The sequence below is a fragment of the Enterococcus sp. LJL120 genome, assembly GCF_054871765.1.
Genome location: NZ_JBTXLV010000015.1, coordinates 1 through 17773 on the forward strand (window position 1 = coordinate 1; position 17773 = coordinate 17773).

Here is a 17773-nt window from a genome sequence, read left to right on the forward strand (position 1 = left end):
AATTATACCGTTCATGTGTATGCGACAGCTTCTAATGGGCTAAATCGATCAGTATCATTTGGAAAGATGATGATTAAGCGACCTAATTTTTCATTGGACACGACAATTACTGATGTAAAGGGAAATAATGAAGAATATCTAATCAGTGCGAATGTCAACAACTATCCAGGTATTAAATCAGTCCGTTTCCCAGTCTGGAGCAACACAAACGGACAAGATGATATTCGCTGGTATACAGCAACCTACAATGCCACTACTAAACGATGGGAAGCCAGAGTGAAGGTAGCAGATCATAAAGACTCAGGAAAATACAATGTGCACACGTACGTTGATTTCTCAAATGGGGCAACGGAAAGCTATGGAACAGATGGCTTTACTGTTGACACGATTGACATTAGTGGGACAGCTACTATTTCTACGACAGATTTTGGGAAAGCACAGATTAACATTACTACTGTCAGCAAGACTTCAATTAGAAGTGTTCGTGTGCCTGTGTGGTCTCAAAAAAATCAGTCCGATATTGTTTGGTATGAAGCTAAAAAAATCAGTGATGGACATTATCAAGTAAATTTTGACTATAGAAATCACCAATTGAATATTGGAAAATACAACATTCATGTATATGCAAGTGGAGTTAATGGCGTAGAAAGGTCAGTTGCTTTAAGCTCAATGGACATCCCAGGGCTCACCGGAAGTAAAGAGCAGGTTGATTTCTTTAATAGCATTTTGCCGACAGTGAAAAAAACAGCAGATGAAAATAATCTATATCCTTCTGTAATGTTGGCACAGGCTGCACTAGAATCAGCATACGGCAAGAGTGATTTAGCTCAAAATGCAAACAATCTTTTTGGGGTTAAAGGGGCATATCTAGGGAAATTTTATGAGAAGGAAACTTCGGAGATTATTAATGATAAGTTGACTTCCGTTTTCGCTAAATTTAGAAGTTATCCATCGCTTACTGAATCAGTTTTAGACAATGCTTTAAAGCTGAGACTAGGACCAAACAGTAACTATGGGGATATTTCGTGGAATCCATTGTACTATTCAGGGACTTGGCGGGAGAATGCCTCAAGTTACCAAGAAGCAACAGCAGCATTAACAGGAAAATATGCTACAGATCCCACTTATAATGTTAAATTGAATAATATCATAGATCAGTACAATTTATCGTCTTTTGATTATTAAGACGGATTAGTTATTAATTTAGAGGCTATTCTACAAAATATTGATAAGTGGCTTACAATTCTAAATTTTACTTGAAAAAATTACTTTGCAATGAAACAAAGATATCAATTTTGGGTTGTATTCATTTTGGATAGACCGACGGTGAAACAAATTAGTAAATTATTGAAAACCATAATGAAATGTAAATTTTTATTTACAGATATATCAGATTTAGTAAGATGCAAAAAAACCAGAAGTTGGCTATTCAAACTTCTGGTTTTTTATTTTGGCTAGAATCCCAGCCACTTACTCAAACTGAAAAAATGATTTAATCAATTTGCATTTTTTAATCGTTACTTCCGCTGCTGCTTGCCAGCATTTCTACCACGGCCGTTCTTATCACTACCGCCTGCATTGCGATTTTGAATCGGTTCAGCTGGTGTTGGTGTGACATCTTTTCTAGGTGTAACAACTTGTTTTGGCGGGTTTTTCTTTAATTCTTCTTGAATTTGGGCTTTGATTTTTGGACGCATCATAACGTTGGTGATAAAAGATTGGATACAACTGAAGACCCCACCGACTACCCAGTACAAAGTAACGCCGGCTGGTGCGCTGATAGACATAAAGCCAATCATTAATGGCGAAACAATCATCATTGAACGCATAGTTTTCTTTTGTTCCTCAGGCAAGCCAATCATCGAGATAAAGCTTTGAGCTAAATAAGAAAGTCCAGCAATCGCCGCTAAGACATAGCTCACATCACCTAAATTAATACCGAAGAAAACAGAACCGCTGATGCCTTCTGTATAACGAGCCGCAAAATATAACGCAGAGAAAATCGGCATTTGAATAAGCAATGGTAAACAACCGATACCGCCAAACATACTCATGTTGTTGGCTTTATACAATTCCTGCATTTCACGATTGGCTTCCATTTGTTCTTCTTGCGAGGTTGCCGCTTTAACTTTTGCGTTAATGGCATCCATTTGTGGTTTGATTGCTTGCATTTTTTCTGACTGAATCAATGATTTACGGGACTGATTGATTCCTAATGGCATGATGATAATTCGCACGATAATCGTGATAAAAATTACCGCCCAGCCAAAGCCCCAACCAAAATCGTTGGCTAAGTATTGCATCAAGCTGCCCATCGGACGGACTAAGAAGCGATAAATTATACCGCTTGTATCGGGATTTCCGTTTGAGTCTGTACCAACACAGCCAGACAAAGCAAGTAGTAAAGTGACCATCCCGGAGCCAAGTAAGACATTTTTAATTCGATTCATTAGTTTCTTCCTCTACCTTAAATTTCACACTTTTTAACTATACTAAAAAAGTCGCCTGATTTCAATTCAACATTAAAAAATCAGGCGAAAGTCTTAGGTTTTTCTAAGAGTGGAGGTGATACAGGTTTTATCTGTGAAAAAATGCTGTAGGTTAATTAGGATTTTACTTTGACTTGCTAAAAATCGTGGGTGATTACATATTTATTGTGTTTAAAACAGGTTTGATTGGCTAGAGTAGTGTCTAAAAAATTTATTGTCTATTTAAACAAGCGAAAGCTTTTCTTACAAAAAATGACTTATCCAACAATCCAAAGCAAATCCCGTTACTAGTTGAGAAAAAGAGAATTTCCAAAAATTTAGACTGCTTCTACCTAAAACTTATCGATAAGAAACATTAAATTTCTTTCCTTCTTTCAACTCAGGGGCTTCTTCCACGGTCATTTCAGAAACCTTGCCACTAGGGGAGGGAGAAGCTTTTAGGCGTTGCAAAAAGAGCTCCATCACAGCGTCGTCTGCCACGGCTTCGATTGAAACGGAGCCGTCATCTTCGTTCCAAACGGCACCAGTCACACCTAATTCATCGGCGACCATTTTGGTGGTATAACGAAAGCCGACACCTTGCACACGGCCTTTAATATTAATTCTCAATTTTTTCATGGGGCACCTCTTTCTTAAATCGTTTTCTTGTTTCTATTATGAAAAAAAAGGCGGTTGATTTCAAGTTTTTTAAAAGGTAGGTTAGAAAATAATCTGCTTTTTTCTGATAGGGCTCCCATGCTATAATAACGCGAGGTGACGTTCATGAAGGAAATTTTATCCACAAAGAATACTTGGATTAAAGAATTAAAAAAATATCAAAAGAAAAAAGTGCGGCAAACAGAAGGGAAATACTTGCTGGAGGGCTTTCATTTAATTGAAGAGGCGCAGAAAAATCAACAGGAAATATCTGCCGTCCTAGTCAATCAGCGGGGCTTGCAGGAATGGAAGGCTTGGCTGGCGGAATTTCCGCCTGAGAAACTTTATTTTGTCAGTGATGCCGTGATGAATAGTTTATCAGAATTACCTACGCCGCAAGGAATTTTAGCGGTGATGGAATTAACCGACAATCAGGCGACTGATTTTAGCGGGCGCTGGTTATTATTAGCAGAGGTGCAAGATCCCGGTAATGTCGGCACGATGATTCGTACCGCGGATGCTGCTGGTTTTTCTGGAGTGATTTTAGGCGAAGGTACCGCGGATATATATAGCACCAAAGTTTTACGGAGTATGCAGGGGAGCAATTTTCATTTGCCGATTATCGAAAAACCAATTTTAGAAGCCATCGAGCTGTTCAAGTCAGCTGGCAGTCCAGTCTATGGGACTGAATTAAATGAAGCGGCTGTCAGTATGACTGAAGTCAAACCGTTACAAAATGCAGCTTTAATCATGGGTAATGAAGGACAAGGTCTTCCTCAGGAAATCTTAAGTCAAACCAATCAAAACATTTATATTCCGATTTTGGGTCAAGCGGAATCCTTAAATGTAGCAGTTGCAGCTGGCATTTTAATGTATGCCTTAGCACTGAATAATTAATTTTTGTGAAAAGACTGCTGAAATAGAGTTGTAAAAAAATTTCAGTTATCAGCTAAAATTTAGCTGATTTAAAGCTCTTTCCAAAAAATTTAGTTCTATTTGCAGAAGGATTTTCTTTACATTTTTCTTAAAAAGATTAAGGAATCTTAACAATCAAGACCGTTAGGAGTAATTTCACTGGGGGCGTGCTATACTGAGTAAGTGTTAGAATGATTTCAAAATTAAAGGTGGCCTTTGTGAATGACTTTAGCTTGGCAAGATGATAAAGAATATATGTCCTATGTGGAAGATTTGTTAGCAACTGACGAAGTGCAAAAACTGGCAACTTACAAACAACATGTGAATTCAACTCGTTTAGAACACTCTTTAAGTGTCTCTTATTATAGTTATAAATTAGCAAAACGCTGGCATGGCGATGCTCGAGCAACTGCACGGGCGGGCTTATTGCACGATTTATTTTATTATGATTGGCGGACAACCAAATTTGATGAAGGCTCTCATGCCTATATGCATCCCCGGATTGCCGTTAAAAATGCTGAAAAAATCACAGAATTGTCTCCGTTAGAAAGAGACATTATTGTGAAACATATGTGGGGAGCAACGATTGCACCGCCTCGTTACAAAGAAAGCTATATTGTAACAATGGTTGATAAATACTGTGCAATTAAAGAAGCTTCCGAGCCCTTCACGCAAAATATGCGGAGCAAGTGGCAACACATTTTTGCCCGAAATTAAAAAGTTTACCGAGGAAAATCGAATGAGATTTTCCTCTTTTTTTGTTCTAGTTGGAGAATTCCTCCTTGAAAATTTCGACAAATAAGCTTAAGATGACGGAGAATTCAAAAGTTTGGAGGAATTATAGTGAAGCTTAATTATTTAATTGTGGCTGCCTTTGCCTTTATTGGCGGAAATGTGCGCTACTTAGTCGACTTTATTTTCCCAAAAATTGGTGATTTTCCAATCGGCACACTGATGGTCAATCTTGTTGGCTGTTTTCTTTTTAGCTGGCTGGTAAAACATATTATGGTGGATCGAGATTGGAATGGCCGGTTAATTCTTGGCGTCGGCACCGGTTTTTGTGGAGCTTTGACAACTTTTTCTTCCTTCGCTTTAGATGCAGCACAATTATTGTCGGGCAATCATTATTTGTTAGCTGTAATTTATTTGGTGGCTTCAATTTTTGGGGGATTGTTGATGGCATTTCTCGGTGAATATGTGTACTCACCAAGGAGGCTAGCCCAATGAACTTTCTTTTAGTCGGCACTGGCGCTGCGATGGGGGCTTTGATTCGCTACAGTATTAATTTACTATTTGAAAAGCTGCCGCATCCTTACCCCTTTGCTACCCAAATCATTAATCTCAGCGGGGCCTTTTTATTAGGCATTTTCGCAGGAATGAATTTATCTAATAGCTTATATTTATTACTGGGAACGGGTTTGATGGGGGGCTACACAACTTTTTCGACGCTAAATTTTGAGCTGTTTATTTTATTAAAGGAAAATCGCAAATTATTTTATTGGTATTTTGCGATTACGTATGTGGTGGGAATTGTCTTTTGCTTTGCCGGTTTAGTTGTTGGGAAAATCTTAGCTTAACATTTGAAAAATTTAAAAAATTAATCCCAGCGCTTATCAGATTCTTGATAAGAACTGGGATTTTTTTATGAAAAGAGTAGACTGATTAAAGCAAAAAGTATTACGAAAACTAAGAAAAATAAAAACACGGCGATGTGGCGCTTTTTATTTAAAGCGACAATGGCGACAAACTCCCGCAAAAAAGCATTGGGCAGATAATAGCCGGCCGTTTTGGCACCGATGCCGTCTGCTTTGATTTGGGCTTGGCGAGCAAATAAGCCCGCCCGAAAAATATGGAAATTATTCGACGTAAAAATTGCATTGTAGGGTTGTTGGGAACCGGCGTCCATAATTTCTTTGGAGAACTTCATATTTTCCAAAGTGGTTCGCGAGTTGGTTTCCATCAAGATATCCTCTGCAGCAATCCCTTGTTCAATAGCATAGGTCCTCATCGCTTCAGCTTCTGAGACACTTTCATCGCTACCTTTACCACCAGACATTAAAATCATGGGCGTCTTCATGGTCGCTCGCTTTTGGGCTTTATAAAACTGAATCGCCTTATCAATTCGCTTTGCTAAGAGCGGAGTAACGGTTTTGCCATCAAGCAAGCCGGCTCCTAAAACAATAATATAATCTTGATTGTATTTAGGGCGGTTAAACTGATAAAGGACTGAAATTGTTAGAAAATTGTAAAAGACAACAAAGAAATAGCCCAGCATCAATGGCACAATGAAAAATAAAATCGCTACCCAATCCGGCAGATGGGAGAGAACAAAGAGTTCAATTAAAAGAAAAATCGTCAGACCAATGCCTAAAAGTAGCGTCAGCAGATTCGCTAGAGAAAAGGATTCTTTTTTTAAGACGAGATAGCTGTTCCAATATAAAAAGAGAATCAAGGCGTAAATGCCAAAGGCCAAGGTAAATAAAATGGCCAGACCAATCACAGACAGCAATCCGCCAAGAAAAATACTTTGGGCCTCAAACATGACAAACAGCAGGTAGCTACCAAAACTCATTAAGAAAAAATTGAAAAGTAAGCCATTCACTAGCCGCCGCTTTTCCCTAAAATAACTCAAGGCAAAGATGCTGAAAAAAACTGACGGCAGCAAGAAATAATAGCTGCCTTCACGAAATTCCAAAAATAAGGTGTAGGCCAACAATGATAGGCCTGAAAAAAGCAGAATATAAAAGAAGTTGCTATTTATCAGTTTCTTTCGCTGCCAAAAATAAATGCCAATGACACCCAATAGGTATCCGATAAAAAAAATAATTTCTAAATTAAAATTCATAACCAAGCTCCTGTACTCAATGAACTGACAAGTAAATCTCTGTCTGCTTTATAGTATAGCAAAAAAATCTTTGAAACAATAAAAAAGTGGCGTGCTACCAGACTTTTTCCAGATGTCTTAGCCAAAGTATATTTTGGGCATCTCTGTGGCTAAAATTCTTAGGAGCATCTTTTAGTGTTAGATGATTAATTTGGAAAAAAGTGTTTGAATACTTTTTTAGTAGATTAGACTTAGGGTTTAGAATACAACTGCAAGTTCAATAAAATCCTCTGTGAAGTATTCAATTTTTACTGGCAAACAAAAAGCAGATAGCAGCTTATCAATCAAGCTTGCCATCTGCGTTCTATTTGTAAAAGCTTAAGTTTAGTTCTTTTAACCGATTAAATCATTGAGCCAGTTCGTGAGGCTGCGGGCGATTCTGATGAAAAAATTCGCCTTAAGCACTTCTTGAGTGGTGACTAGTTCAACGGTTTGAACATTGTCGGCTTCATTGAGATAACCAAGGGTGTCATCGGGGTTGGTGACAGTAGCGGTGCCGACAGTCAGGCCGTTACTGACTGGAGCCGCTAACTCATTGTCAGTGACTAATGAGTCATCTAAGCTAACGTCATAAGCAACATTGCTTGAATCTGCGCCATTTTTCACCCATAAAGTTACGCTACCTTCAACGGTAATCGGCACGGTCATTTCTTCGCCATCAGGTACAGCCAAAGTTTCTAGGTCGGGAACTGTTGCATCATCAAGACTTATTTCCTGACGGGACCAGGTGTTGTAGCAATAATCCATTAGTAGTCCCGTTTGAGTAAAACGGGCGCCGGTATCTGTATCAGTGCCACCAGCATTTAAAATGACGGTGATAACACGAGTGCCATTTTGTTCCATGGTGCCGACAAAACATTCGCCAGCAAAATCAGTTGTGCCGGTTTTTAAACCATCGACGTCGGCTTTTTCATATAAAAAGCCCGGCAGCATCCAATTCCAATTGGTCATTTCTGTTTCAGAAGCTGTGCCGGCCGAAAAAACCATCGAAGTTACCGCGGTGGTCTCTAGGACTTCCGGAAAATCATTAATTAAATGCTGGGCAACAATCGCCACATCTTTAGCGGACATCATATTTTCATCATCGGCAGCACTGCCGGGATAAATATTTTCCCCAAGATAAGAATTATTCAGACCTGAGCTATTGACGATTTTTGCATCGTCAATGCCCCATTCTGTTAATTTGGCCTTCATCATATCGACAAAATTTGCCTCACTGCCGGCGATATATTCGCCCATTGCGGCAACTGCGGCATTGGCCGAAGCGATTAAGCCCGCTTGATAAAGTTCTTGCACGGAATAAGTCTGATTGGTATATAAAGGAACATTTGACAGCTCCCAGTTTAAACTCAAGGCGCCGGTGTATTCAGAAATGGGCACCTGATCTTCCCAAGAAATCGTGCCATTATTCACACTCTCTAAAATTAAATAGGTGCTTAAAATTTTTGTGACAGAGGCGATGCCCACTGGGGTTTCACCATTTTGATCATATAAAATTTTGCCGGTTTCGGCATCGATGGCAAACGCAGCGCCAGCATTGACGGAAAAGTCGCTTTCCTCCGCTTTGACCGCAAGCGGACTGACAAACAATACCGTAACAAAGGCTAGTAACCAAGCAATAATCTTTATTTTTTTATGGGCCATTTCCAAACTCCTTAGATGAATCGTGCCATTTTTTTTAGACAACATACTTATTTTAAAATACCGTTTTTAAGTGTATCAAAGCTGACAGGGCTAGGCAAGCCGTCAGAACAAACTTAATAAAAAAGTTTGAGAAGAATAGGGGAAAACGCAAAAAAATCTGCAAATACGAGTAACGCCGCATTTGCAGATTTTTATTCATTTTTCGTTTTAACGGTCATCTTTTTTAATTCTAACAGGTACTTTTTGACGTTGACTTTCTTGATTGGTATACAGCACAAGTCCGAAAAGTGACAGGCCGCTTAATACAACTAAACTTAAGACACTAAAAATAATTTCCATAACTTTCCCTACTTTCTATCTTCCAGTGAATGCTTCACTAGTCCTTCATTTCTTAAATACATTATAACATGACTTTTGTTAACTCTATATGAATTTGCCCGTAATTTATGAAGAAAAAAGCGTTTTAATAAAATGTTAAGAATCCGTCTTAGAAAATAATCGTTACTAAAGAGATATTAAAGAGGCTAGCGATAGGATGGGTGCTAGCCTCAAAGGAAAATGAAAAAAGATAATTGGATTAGGTTGGGATTACCTATGTCAAAAGAATAAAACAAGTAACTTAAATGAAACTTAAAATAAGTTAGTTAATTAAAAATAATTTGAAAAAAATTTGTAATGACAACTTTTCACCAAAATCTAACGTGAATTTTTCATTTTTGAAATATGACAGAATCAAGCGACTTTATTCTTTAGGGTGGACCAAAACTGCTGATTTTTTTCCTTTTGCAACACACGGCTGATGACGACAAAGGCAATTGCAAAAGTGATTAAAATTAGGGCATTGACGGTAGCACCTTGATAAAAACTAGAATCATACTGACTGGTTTCGGCAATCTGACTGTTTAAATCTACAAACCAGTAGGTCGGGGTGAACATCGCAATATTTTTAACAAAACCCGGCAAGTATTCCATTGGAACTAAGACGCCGCTAATAAAACAACTGCCCAGAATATAGATGTTGTTGACGATGGTGATCACCATGTCTCTTTTAGAAAGCTGAGCAATTAATTGTGAGAAGGCGACCGCTGTCAAAAAGAACAAACAGCTGCTTAGACAAAAAAGTAAAGTAGTAAAGGAAAATACCATACCAGTAATCACAAAATTATAAGTTAAAAAGACCAACAGGGTAACCAAACTAAAGAGCAACAGACCTTTTCCCAGCTGCCCATTAAAATTTTTAGCAGAAAGCGGGGCCAACCGATTCCGTTCACGGATTTCTGGGCGGTTAAAACTTAAATAAATCGTAGCAATCCCGGAAAAGATTGTAGCGAAAAGTCCATAAGCCAAAAGATTATAGATATTGGCAGCAGTTTGGCGCCAGTTGTTCTCAGCGTATGTCGAATCGCTGACCAGTGTTCCAGTAATTTTCAGATTCTCAGCTGTTTGTTTTAATAAAACAGGGAGTGTCTCCTCTGGCTGTACTTCATTTAAAGTCTGCAAAGTATTGAGATATTGATTGACTCGCGTTTCTAAAAAGCTTGTTCCAAAACTACCTGGTTGCGTTTGGACTGCTAGTGTTGCATCCATATTTCCCAGCAGAAAGTTTTCACTAAAGTCAGCGGGAATCGTTAAAATATAGTCTGTTTTCCCAAAATATAACGCGTCATCACGGGCTTTTTGATTATCCGCCAAAGTAACTAGCGTGCTTTGGCTCGCCAGATAATCTGATAAGCTTTGGCCGATGTCTCCTTGATCGTGGTTATAGATGGTAATTTTTGAATTGGTTAAATCCAGGGTAGGGTTGTCCGTAAAATTTCTTGCATTAAAACCGGAGATTACCACATTGATTAAAACAATCAGCAGCAGACTCCAGCGATTTTTTTTGATGATATAGAGCATGGCTTTAAAGATACTCATACTGTGCCCGCCTTTCAAAGAGAAATTCGCTGAGGGAGAGCAGGGCTGCCAAAGCGATGAGACAAAAGAGATTCACATAAAAGGAATCCAACGATTGATAGTAAAGGAGCTGATAAAAACTTTCGCTAATTAAATTAACAGGATTTAAATAGTTTAAAAACGGCAGATATTCGGCAATTAAATCCCGTGGATAAGAACCGAACATACCGGCAAATAAGCTCATAAGCATTGTGAAGGCTAAGCCGACATTTTCTTGTTGAAGAAGGGGAATCTTCAAACGATTAGCCAGAAAGGCCCCTAAAACGAGCGCATTGTATGAACCGAGAGCGGCAACCACTAAAATCCATTGCCAACGGGAACCAAAGTTGACTTGATAGACCAGATTGAAAAAGCCAATTACCAAAAGAATTTCTACAAAAAATATGGTGAAGGCAGCACAAGTGTTGGCAGTATTGACCAAAAGCTTATTGGCAGGAATCAGTGAAAAGCGAATGCCTCTAGCTGATTTATCGGCCTGCTCATCCACGCTATTTTTCAAGCCCCAGAGAAAGCCAAGCATGCAGGCCATGCCAATCAAAGTGAAAAAGTAAAAACTTTTTTGGTCGTTGGCAGAAAGCTCTCCATCTGTTTGCAAATAATTTGTCGGCTCCAAAAACTTAGCCAACTGTTCATCAGAAACTGTTTGACCAGTTGCAGTAATTTGTGCCAGTAAATTTTGTTGCTGCAAAAATTGATCTAAAAAAGCTTGCAGCAATTTTTGTGGCGTTTGATCGGAATTAATTTGCAAAGAAATTTCCTGATCAGAAAAATAATAAATTCCGCTGACTTCGCCTTCTTCTAACGCTTGTTGGGCAGCTTTTTCGCTCATGGAAACCGGCTTGAACAATGCCGTCCCTTGATTGTCGATGCTGCTGAGGGCTTTTGCAAATTGGCTTTCTTCAGGAGCTGCTTGACCGACAAAAGCGACATCACTAGCAGTTACGACTTCAGCATTGTCAATATTGCCAAAGGCCGCTTGGAAAAACCAACCGAGAATCAACGGAAACATCAGAGTCCAAAACAGTAGGTCTCGTCGTTGCAGTAAAATTTTTAAACGAAAGCGATATAAGTGCTGAAACATCCAATCCCCCCTTTAATCCCGCAAAGCTTTGCCGGTAATTTCTAAAAAGACATCGTTTAAAGTAACTTCTTGGGTATGAATACTGCCAAAATCAAGCTGCTGAGTGCTGAAAAAACTCAGCAGTTCCAATAAAGTTTTCTTTAAATGAGTGGTGTGTAACGTCAGAAAAATCTGGTCGTATTCTGTTTCGATAATATCGGGTTGACCAGCTAAATATTTTTTCAAGGAATCGCTGAAAAAAGGTAGCTCAATCACTAATTTTTCTGTAGTGCGAATCATTTGCTTCAGCTCCTCTTTGCTGCCTTCAGCAATAACTTCCCCTTGATCGAGAATCACAATATGATTGCAGAGGCTTTCGACTTCCTCCATATAATGAGTCGTGTAGACGATGGTCGCACCTTGCTCATTTAAAATCCGAATGCTTTCGAGAATTTTATTGCGGCTTTGCGGGTCGACAGCGACAGTCGGTTCATCTAAAAAAATTAATTCTGGTTTATGCACAATGCCACAGGCAATATTTAAGCGGCGCTTTAAACCGCCGCTAAGCTTAGCGGGAACAAAATTACGAAATTCCTCTAAGCCGACTAACTTGATGACTTCAGCCACATGCCGTTTACGAGTTGCTTTATCAGCAATATAGAGCCCGCAGTAATAATCGATATTTTGCTCGGCGGTCAGCTCTAAAAAGACAGCGACTTCTTGGGGAACCACGCCAATACGCCGTTTTAAATCATATTTATCAGGGGCCATCTCTTCGCCAAATAATTTTATCGCCCCCTTGTCGTAGCTTAAAAGTGAAAGCATGCAGTTGATGGCCGTACTTTTGCCACTGCCGTTTGGCCCTAATAGGCCAAGGCGTTCTCCTTTTTTGACCTTCAAGTTAAAATGATTTAAAGCCATCAAAGAGCCATACCGTTTCACGAGATTTTCCACTTCAATAATCATTCAGCTACCTCTTTTCTTTTTCTTGTTACTATGACTATAATAAATAAAATCAAGCTAACCTAGTGTCTGCCAGCCAAACAGCAGGTGACAATTGTCACATTAAGGAGCCCTATGAAGCAGTTACCCTATCAAAATATTTGGGAAAATAGTTTTTTTCTGCTCTTTGCAGTCTTTCTATTAGTCGGACAAGTTGCCGCAGGAATCATTGTTCTGTGCTTATTAGCAACCCTGATTCTTTGTGGACTGATTTATTTAAAGCCTGTGAATTTTTTAAAAAAAATTCTCGTTACTTTTTTTCTGGCAGTGGGATTATTTTATCCGCTAGTAATCGTTTTTTTACCAACGGTGACCGGTTTTTATCTAACCGTCACGCCGCAAAAAAATTGGCAACAAATCAGTCTTGTCCTGATGACCGCTACAGTTTTGTTGGCCGACTTATCCAGTCAATTGAAAATTTTAGTTTTATTACTGATGGTAGCCAGTAGCTATTTGACTTGGCGCCGCCAGTTGCAAACCGACATTCAGCAAAATTATTTGCGGTTAAAAGATGATAGCTGGGAGCAACAGCATATCTTAACAGAAAAAAATAGCCAGCTGCTGTCCACCCAAGAACAATTGATTGAATTGGAAATCACTAAAGAGCGCAACCGTATTGCTAGAGACATCCATGACAATGTCGGGCATCTATTATCTAGTGCGCTTCTGCAACTTGGAGCTATTCAGACTTTAAATCAACAAAAAAATTTACAAGAGCCCTTGTCATTATTGAATGACACAGTCAATCAGGGCATGTCTAGCATTCGCAACAGCGTACATAATACCTATCAAATTTCTGTCACATTAGCTGACGGTCTGCAGTTACTCCTGCAGGATTTTTATGGGGCTGAGGTGAAAGTTAGCGGCAATTATCACGATTTTCCGCAAGAGTATGCTCAGCCTTTGCTAATGATTATTAAAGAAGCTCTAGCGAATGTTATGAAGCATAGCAACGCTGACACAGTGATGATTGAATTTAGTCAGCTGCCAGCGTTTTACAAGTGCACGATTCAAGATAATGGAAGCTTACAGAAAACGAGTCAGTCACAGGGCATTGGATTTTTGAGTATTCAAAAACGCTTGGAAGGTTTTAACGGGCAGCTGCATACTCACGCCAGTGAAAAAGGGTTCTCGTTACAGGTTATCTTGCCGAAGCTGGATAAACCCAAAGAAGATGAGGAGGAAGTTGAATGATACGAATTGTGGTCGTTGACGATGATTATCTAGTCACTACTTCTTTAAAAACGATAGTTGAGGCTGACGGCAAGATTCAGGTGGTAGCCAGCGGCCATTCTGGGCAAGAGGCGGAGGTGCTTTATCAAAAATGGCAACCAGATGTCCTTTTATTGGATATTCGGATGGCAGAAGGCACTGGGATTCAAGCTGCTGAAAATATTTTGACTGCCAATCCGCAGGCAAAAATTTTATTATTGACGACTTTTTCTGATGAGGAATATATTCAAAAAGCGTTAGAAATTGGCGTCAAGGGCTATTTAATTAAACAAGATTTGTCCGCAATTGTGCCGGCAATTTTAGCAGTGGTCAATCAGCAGGTTGTCTTTGGCAGTCAGATTGTCGAAAAGCTGCCGAGTATTTTAAAACCGGCAGCGGCCAAGCCTGATTTTTCCTTATCTGAACAGGAGGAAACAATTTTAATTCAAGTGGCCAACGGACTGAATAATAAAGAAATAGCCGCGGCCTTATTTCTCAGTGAAGGGACCGTCCGCAATTATATCAGCCGGCTATTGGATAAATTGGACTTGCGGGATCGTACGCAGCTAGCTGTTTTTTATTATCGGGAATACAGCAAATAAAAAAACACCTCAGAAATTTTACAAGCCAGCTGACATGACTTCAACAGTTAGATAAAAAATCTAGCTGATTGAAAACACGTAAAAGCGTTGTAATTTCTGAGGTGTTTACTTGTTAGGGCAGAATAATTTTGACAGTCTTGATTCCCGGCAGTTCCACAATCCGGTAATTTTCCTTTTGGACAAAATGACCTTCCACCCCAAAGCGTCTTTTTAAATCCCTCAAAATTTCTTGGTCAGTCCATTGGCGGGCCGGATAATGTTGGACTAAATTTTCGCCGATGATAAAAACAAAGTCATGGTTTAAGGCAGTGGAAACTGCCTCAGGTAATTTTTCTAAATAATTGGCTTGCATTGGACACCTCCATCTCAGTCTATTTTAACGGATATTTTTGCTTCTTGCACAAATTTTGCTGACAATCGAGCCTTTTTTCGGTACACTAGCTCTTAGGCAAAAAACAGAAAAGAAGGTCGTTCATTTTGGATATTTATTTAAAAAAAGCAATTATGCATTTAATCGATAGAGAGAGTAATTTACCCGTGTTTTCTCAAGTTGAATTAGACTTGACCACCGAATACATTCGGGATTTTTTAACGAAAAAAATTACTAAGGTTTCTTCTGCCCAGACCAAAACGGGGATTTTAGCAGAAGATAGTGCAGTTGCAGAATTATTGCAAACTGTCTCAGAGGATTTTATCAGTGTCAGCGAAAAATTGACGGAGCGCTGGTTTGGCTTTTATGGACAGAGTGAAGATGGCCCCAGTGCCGATATTTTTGTCGTGCTCTATGAAGAAGACACTCAGCTTTATTTGGCTTTCTTGAAGGCCAACTATCACGAAGCTTATACCCATTATGTCGATAGCGAGACTGGGGCGATTGAGAATAAATTGATTTTAAATCGCGGCATTTTAGGTTCAAAAACCCAAAAGGCGGATGAAGCGCTGATTGTCAACGTCAGCAATTTAAGTTTTGAGCTGATTGAAAAACGCTACACCTTTTCTGGCGAGAAAAAAGCCTATTTTTCTGAATCCGTGATTGAAACTCAACCAGCGCCTTCCCTTGAAGAAAATACCAAAGTCATCAAAAAAGTTGCTAAGCAAATCGGTAAAAAATTTGACGAAGATGAATTTGAAATCTTAGCCGATGTTAAAGAAGCTATGTATGACAGCATCGAGGAAACCGGCTTTGTCGAAGCCGAAAAAATCGCCCAAAAAGTTTTCAAGGATAATATCTCCGCCCAAATGGCCTTCAAAGAAGAGGTTAAAGAGGCTGGCTTTGTTGAAGAATTACAGCCGGTCAAAGAGATTCAGGAAATTTCCGAAAAACGTTTTGGTAAACAAAAATTCAAACTCTCCAACGGAATTGAATTGATTGTGCCGGTGGATGTCTATCGCAATCCAGATTTCATTGAATTTATGAATAATCCAGATGGCACGGTTTCTGTCATGATTAAAAATGTGGATGAGGTTATTAATCGTTTGTAAGTTAAAGCTAGTTTGTTGTTAAAAAGAATTTTGTTCGTGTTTCATCAGGTCTGCTTGACAAGGGGGATTAGCGTGAGAACATTTGAGATTAAAGAAGATTTTTTGCTAGACGGCCAGCCAATTAAGCTGATCAGTGGGGCCATTCATTATTTTCGGATGACGCCGGGCCAGTGGGAGGACAGTTTATATAATTTGAAGGCGTTAGGGGCCAATACTGTGGAGACCTATATCCCATGGAATTTACATGAACCGCTTGAAGGTCAATTTGATTTTTCTGGTTTAAAGGATGTGACGGCCTTTATTAAATTAGCGCAAAAAATGGATTTGTTAGTCATCCTACGGCCATCGGCTTACATTTGTGCGGAATGGGATTTTGGCGGACTGCCCCCTTGGTTGTTAAACTTTCCGGGAATTCGACTAAGATCAACAGATGGGATTTTTATGGAAAAAGTCAGCAATTATTTTGCTGTTCTTTTGCCCAAACTAGCGCCGCTGCAAATCTCTGAAGGTGGCCCCGTAATTATGATGCAAATTGAAAACGAATACGGCTCCTATGGCATGGAAAAAGATTACCTGAGAGAAACTAAAAAAATCATGGTGGATAATGGCATCACAGTACCATTATTTACTGCGGATGGAGATTGGCCAGAGGTCTTAGATGCCGGCAGTTTGATTGAAGAGGATGTTTTTGTCACCGGAAATTTTGGCAGTCACGCCCAGGAAAATGCTGCTAAAATCCAACAGTTTATGGCGAAGCACGGTAAAAAATGGCCAGTGATGTGCATGGAGTTTTGGGATGGCTGGTTTAATCTATGGGGCAATGAAATTATTCGGCGCCAGCCAGCTGAGGTTGCCGCCGAGGTTAAAGCAATGCTGACAGTGGGCTCAATTAATTTTTATATGTTTCATGGAGGCACCAATTTTGGTTTTTATAATGGCTGCAGCGTCAATCAAGGAACCGATTTTCCTCAAGTGACGAGCTATGATTATGATGCACTGTTGACGGAATGGGGCACGCCCACAGAAAAATATTTTGCAGTCCAAAAAGCGATAAAAGAAATTTGCCCGAATGTTTGGCAGGCAGAGCCCCGCAGTAAAACCTTTACTAATTTTGGTAGTTTCCCTGTAAAGGACAGCGTCTCCTTGTTTAACACAATTGCTGAGATGTCAACAGAGCAGCGGTCAGTTTATCCTTTAACAATGGAAGCAGCGGGTAGTGGCTTAGGTTATATCCTGTACTCTGCTGATTTAAAAAACTATCAGCAGGAAAATCGGCTGCAGCTAGTGGAGGCGAGTGACCGGGGACAAATTTTTATCAATAATCAGTTTCATAGCACGCAATACCATGAAACGATGGGTGCAGAAATACGGTATCATGACAAGCAGCAAAAAGAGAGCACCAATGTAAAAATTTTGCTGGAAAATTTAGGCCGGGTTAATTACGGTTATAAATTAAATGCGCCCACTCAACAAAAAGGGCTGCGGGGCGGATTAATCCACGATATTCATTTTCATCAAGGCTTTACTCAGTATGCCTTGGATTTTTCTTTTGAACAATTGGCAAAAATTGATTTCACAGCCGCCGCTGATTATCGGCAGCCTTCTTTTTATAAGTTTGAGGTAGAATTAGCTGAGCCAAGAGATAGTTTTATCGATTGCTCGCATTATGGTAAGGGGATTGTCGCCATTAACGGATTCAATTTGGGTCGCTATTGGCAGCTGGGGCCGACTCAGTATCTTTATTGTCCAAAGGAGTTTTTGCAGCAGGGGCTAAACCAGATTATTATTTTTGAAACAGAAGGCGTAAAAATTGACACCCTGAGTTTTAGCGACCAACCAGTCTATGGAAAAGATTAATTAAAAAAAAAGGCTGGTGTAGCATTTTATACTT

Annotated in this window: 18 protein-coding genes; 9 read left to right on the plus strand and 9 right to left on the minus strand. The window is 39.5% G+C overall.

Features of this window, described 5'->3' with window-relative positions:
- On the plus strand, window positions 1-1185 hold a 1185-nt coding region (locus ACYSNU_RS17505), incomplete at its 5' end, for a GBS Bsp-like repeat-containing protein (RefSeq protein WP_461738446.1).
- A 332-nt stretch (window positions 1186-1517) separates the two neighbouring features.
- On the opposite strand, the gene yidC is transcribed toward ACYSNU_RS17505, so the two are convergent.
- Together yidC and ACYSNU_RS17515 are read right to left on the minus strand one after the other, a co-directional pair.
- On the minus strand, window positions 1518-2450 hold the full coding sequence (gene yidC / locus ACYSNU_RS17510; RefSeq protein ID WP_461738447.1) for a membrane protein insertase YidC: 933 nt from the start codon (window positions 2448-2450) through the stop codon (window positions 1518-1520).
- A gap of 378 nt (window positions 2451-2828) precedes the next feature.
- A complete protein-coding gene (locus ACYSNU_RS17515; protein WP_461738448.1) occupies window positions 2829-3107 on the minus strand; it encodes an acylphosphatase in 279 nt (92 codons plus the stop codon).
- A 144-nt stretch (window positions 3108-3251) separates the two neighbouring features.
- On the opposite strand from ACYSNU_RS17515, the gene ACYSNU_RS17520 reads away from it, so the two are divergent.
- From ACYSNU_RS17520 to ACYSNU_RS17535, 4 genes are all read left to right on the plus strand, one after another.
- Complete coding sequence (locus ACYSNU_RS17520) at window positions 3252-4022, plus strand: TrmH family RNA methyltransferase (RefSeq protein ID WP_461738449.1); 771 nt, start codon at window positions 3252-3254, stop codon at window positions 4020-4022.
- Window positions 4023-4262: 240 nt separating this feature from the next.
- Window positions 4263-4757: an HD domain-containing protein gene (locus ACYSNU_RS17525; RefSeq protein ID WP_461738450.1), complete on the plus strand. Its 495-nt coding sequence runs from the start codon at window positions 4263-4265 to the stop codon at window positions 4755-4757.
- A 126-nt stretch (window positions 4758-4883) separates the two neighbouring features.
- Complete coding sequence (locus ACYSNU_RS17530; protein WP_461738451.1) at window positions 4884-5267, plus strand: fluoride efflux transporter FluC; 384 nt, start codon at window positions 4884-4886, stop codon at window positions 5265-5267.
- Window positions 5264-5617: a fluoride efflux transporter FluC gene (locus ACYSNU_RS17535; protein WP_461738452.1), complete on the plus strand. Its 354-nt coding sequence runs from the start codon at window positions 5264-5266 to the stop codon at window positions 5615-5617. Before ACYSNU_RS17530 ends, ACYSNU_RS17535 begins: the two co-directional genes overlap by 4 nt.
- Window positions 5618-5682: 65 nt before the next feature.
- On the opposite strand, the gene ACYSNU_RS17540 is transcribed toward ACYSNU_RS17535, so the two are convergent.
- The 6 genes from ACYSNU_RS17540 to ACYSNU_RS17565 form a co-directional block, all read right to left on the minus strand.
- On the minus strand, window positions 5683-6885 hold the full coding sequence (locus ACYSNU_RS17540) for a YdcF family protein (protein ID WP_461738453.1): 1203 nt from the start codon (window positions 6883-6885) through the stop codon (window positions 5683-5685).
- 372 nt (window positions 6886-7257) lie between these two features.
- Entirely contained in the window at window positions 7258-8568 is a 1311-nt protein-coding gene (locus ACYSNU_RS17545) for a serine hydrolase (protein ID WP_461738454.1), read from the minus strand.
- A gap of 207 nt (window positions 8569-8775) precedes the next feature.
- The gene (locus tag ACYSNU_RS17550; protein ID WP_461738455.1) at window positions 8776-8907 is read right to left on the minus strand and encodes a hypothetical protein; all 132 of its coding nucleotides are present in this window, start codon (window positions 8905-8907) and stop codon (window positions 8776-8778) included.
- Between the two features lie 393 nt (window positions 8908-9300).
- The gene (locus ACYSNU_RS17555; protein WP_461738456.1) at window positions 9301-10485 is read right to left on the minus strand and encodes an ABC transporter permease; all 1185 of its coding nucleotides are present in this window, start codon (window positions 10483-10485) and stop codon (window positions 9301-9303) included.
- Complete coding sequence (locus tag ACYSNU_RS17560; RefSeq protein ID WP_461738457.1) at window positions 10472-11605, minus strand: ABC transporter permease; 1134 nt, start codon at window positions 11603-11605, stop codon at window positions 10472-10474. Before ACYSNU_RS17560 ends, ACYSNU_RS17555 begins: the two co-directional genes overlap by 14 nt.
- Before the next feature lie 12 nt (window positions 11606-11617).
- The gene (locus ACYSNU_RS17565) at window positions 11618-12550 is read right to left on the minus strand and encodes an ABC transporter ATP-binding protein (RefSeq protein WP_461738458.1); all 933 of its coding nucleotides are present in this window, start codon (window positions 12548-12550) and stop codon (window positions 11618-11620) included.
- A 111-nt stretch (window positions 12551-12661) separates the two neighbouring features.
- Here ACYSNU_RS17565 and ACYSNU_RS17570 point away from each other — a divergent pair, with 111 nt between their 5' ends.
- Both ACYSNU_RS17570 and ACYSNU_RS17575 read left to right on the plus strand, forming a co-directional pair.
- A complete protein-coding gene (locus ACYSNU_RS17570; RefSeq protein WP_461738459.1) occupies window positions 12662-13780 on the plus strand; it encodes a sensor histidine kinase in 1119 nt (372 codons plus the stop codon).
- On the plus strand, window positions 13777-14400 hold the full coding sequence (locus ACYSNU_RS17575) for a response regulator (protein WP_461738460.1): 624 nt from the start codon (window positions 13777-13779) through the stop codon (window positions 14398-14400). Before ACYSNU_RS17570 ends, ACYSNU_RS17575 begins: the two co-directional genes overlap by 4 nt.
- Before the next feature lie 112 nt (window positions 14401-14512).
- Here ACYSNU_RS17575 and ACYSNU_RS17580 read toward each other — a convergent pair whose 3' ends face one another.
- A complete protein-coding gene (locus tag ACYSNU_RS17580) occupies window positions 14513-14752 on the minus strand; it encodes a hypothetical protein (RefSeq protein ID WP_461738461.1) in 240 nt (79 codons plus the stop codon).
- Window positions 14753-14877: 125 nt separating this feature from the next.
- On the opposite strand from ACYSNU_RS17580, the gene ACYSNU_RS17585 reads away from it, so the two are divergent.
- Both ACYSNU_RS17585 and ACYSNU_RS17590 read left to right on the plus strand, forming a co-directional pair.
- A complete protein-coding gene (locus ACYSNU_RS17585) occupies window positions 14878-15882 on the plus strand; it encodes a nucleoid-associated protein (RefSeq protein WP_461738462.1) in 1005 nt (334 codons plus the stop codon).
- Between the two features lie 72 nt (window positions 15883-15954).
- On the plus strand, window positions 15955-17739 hold the full coding sequence (locus ACYSNU_RS17590) for a glycoside hydrolase family 35 protein (protein WP_461738463.1): 1785 nt from the start codon (window positions 15955-15957) through the stop codon (window positions 17737-17739).
- Window positions 17740-17773 lie beyond the last annotated feature (34 nt).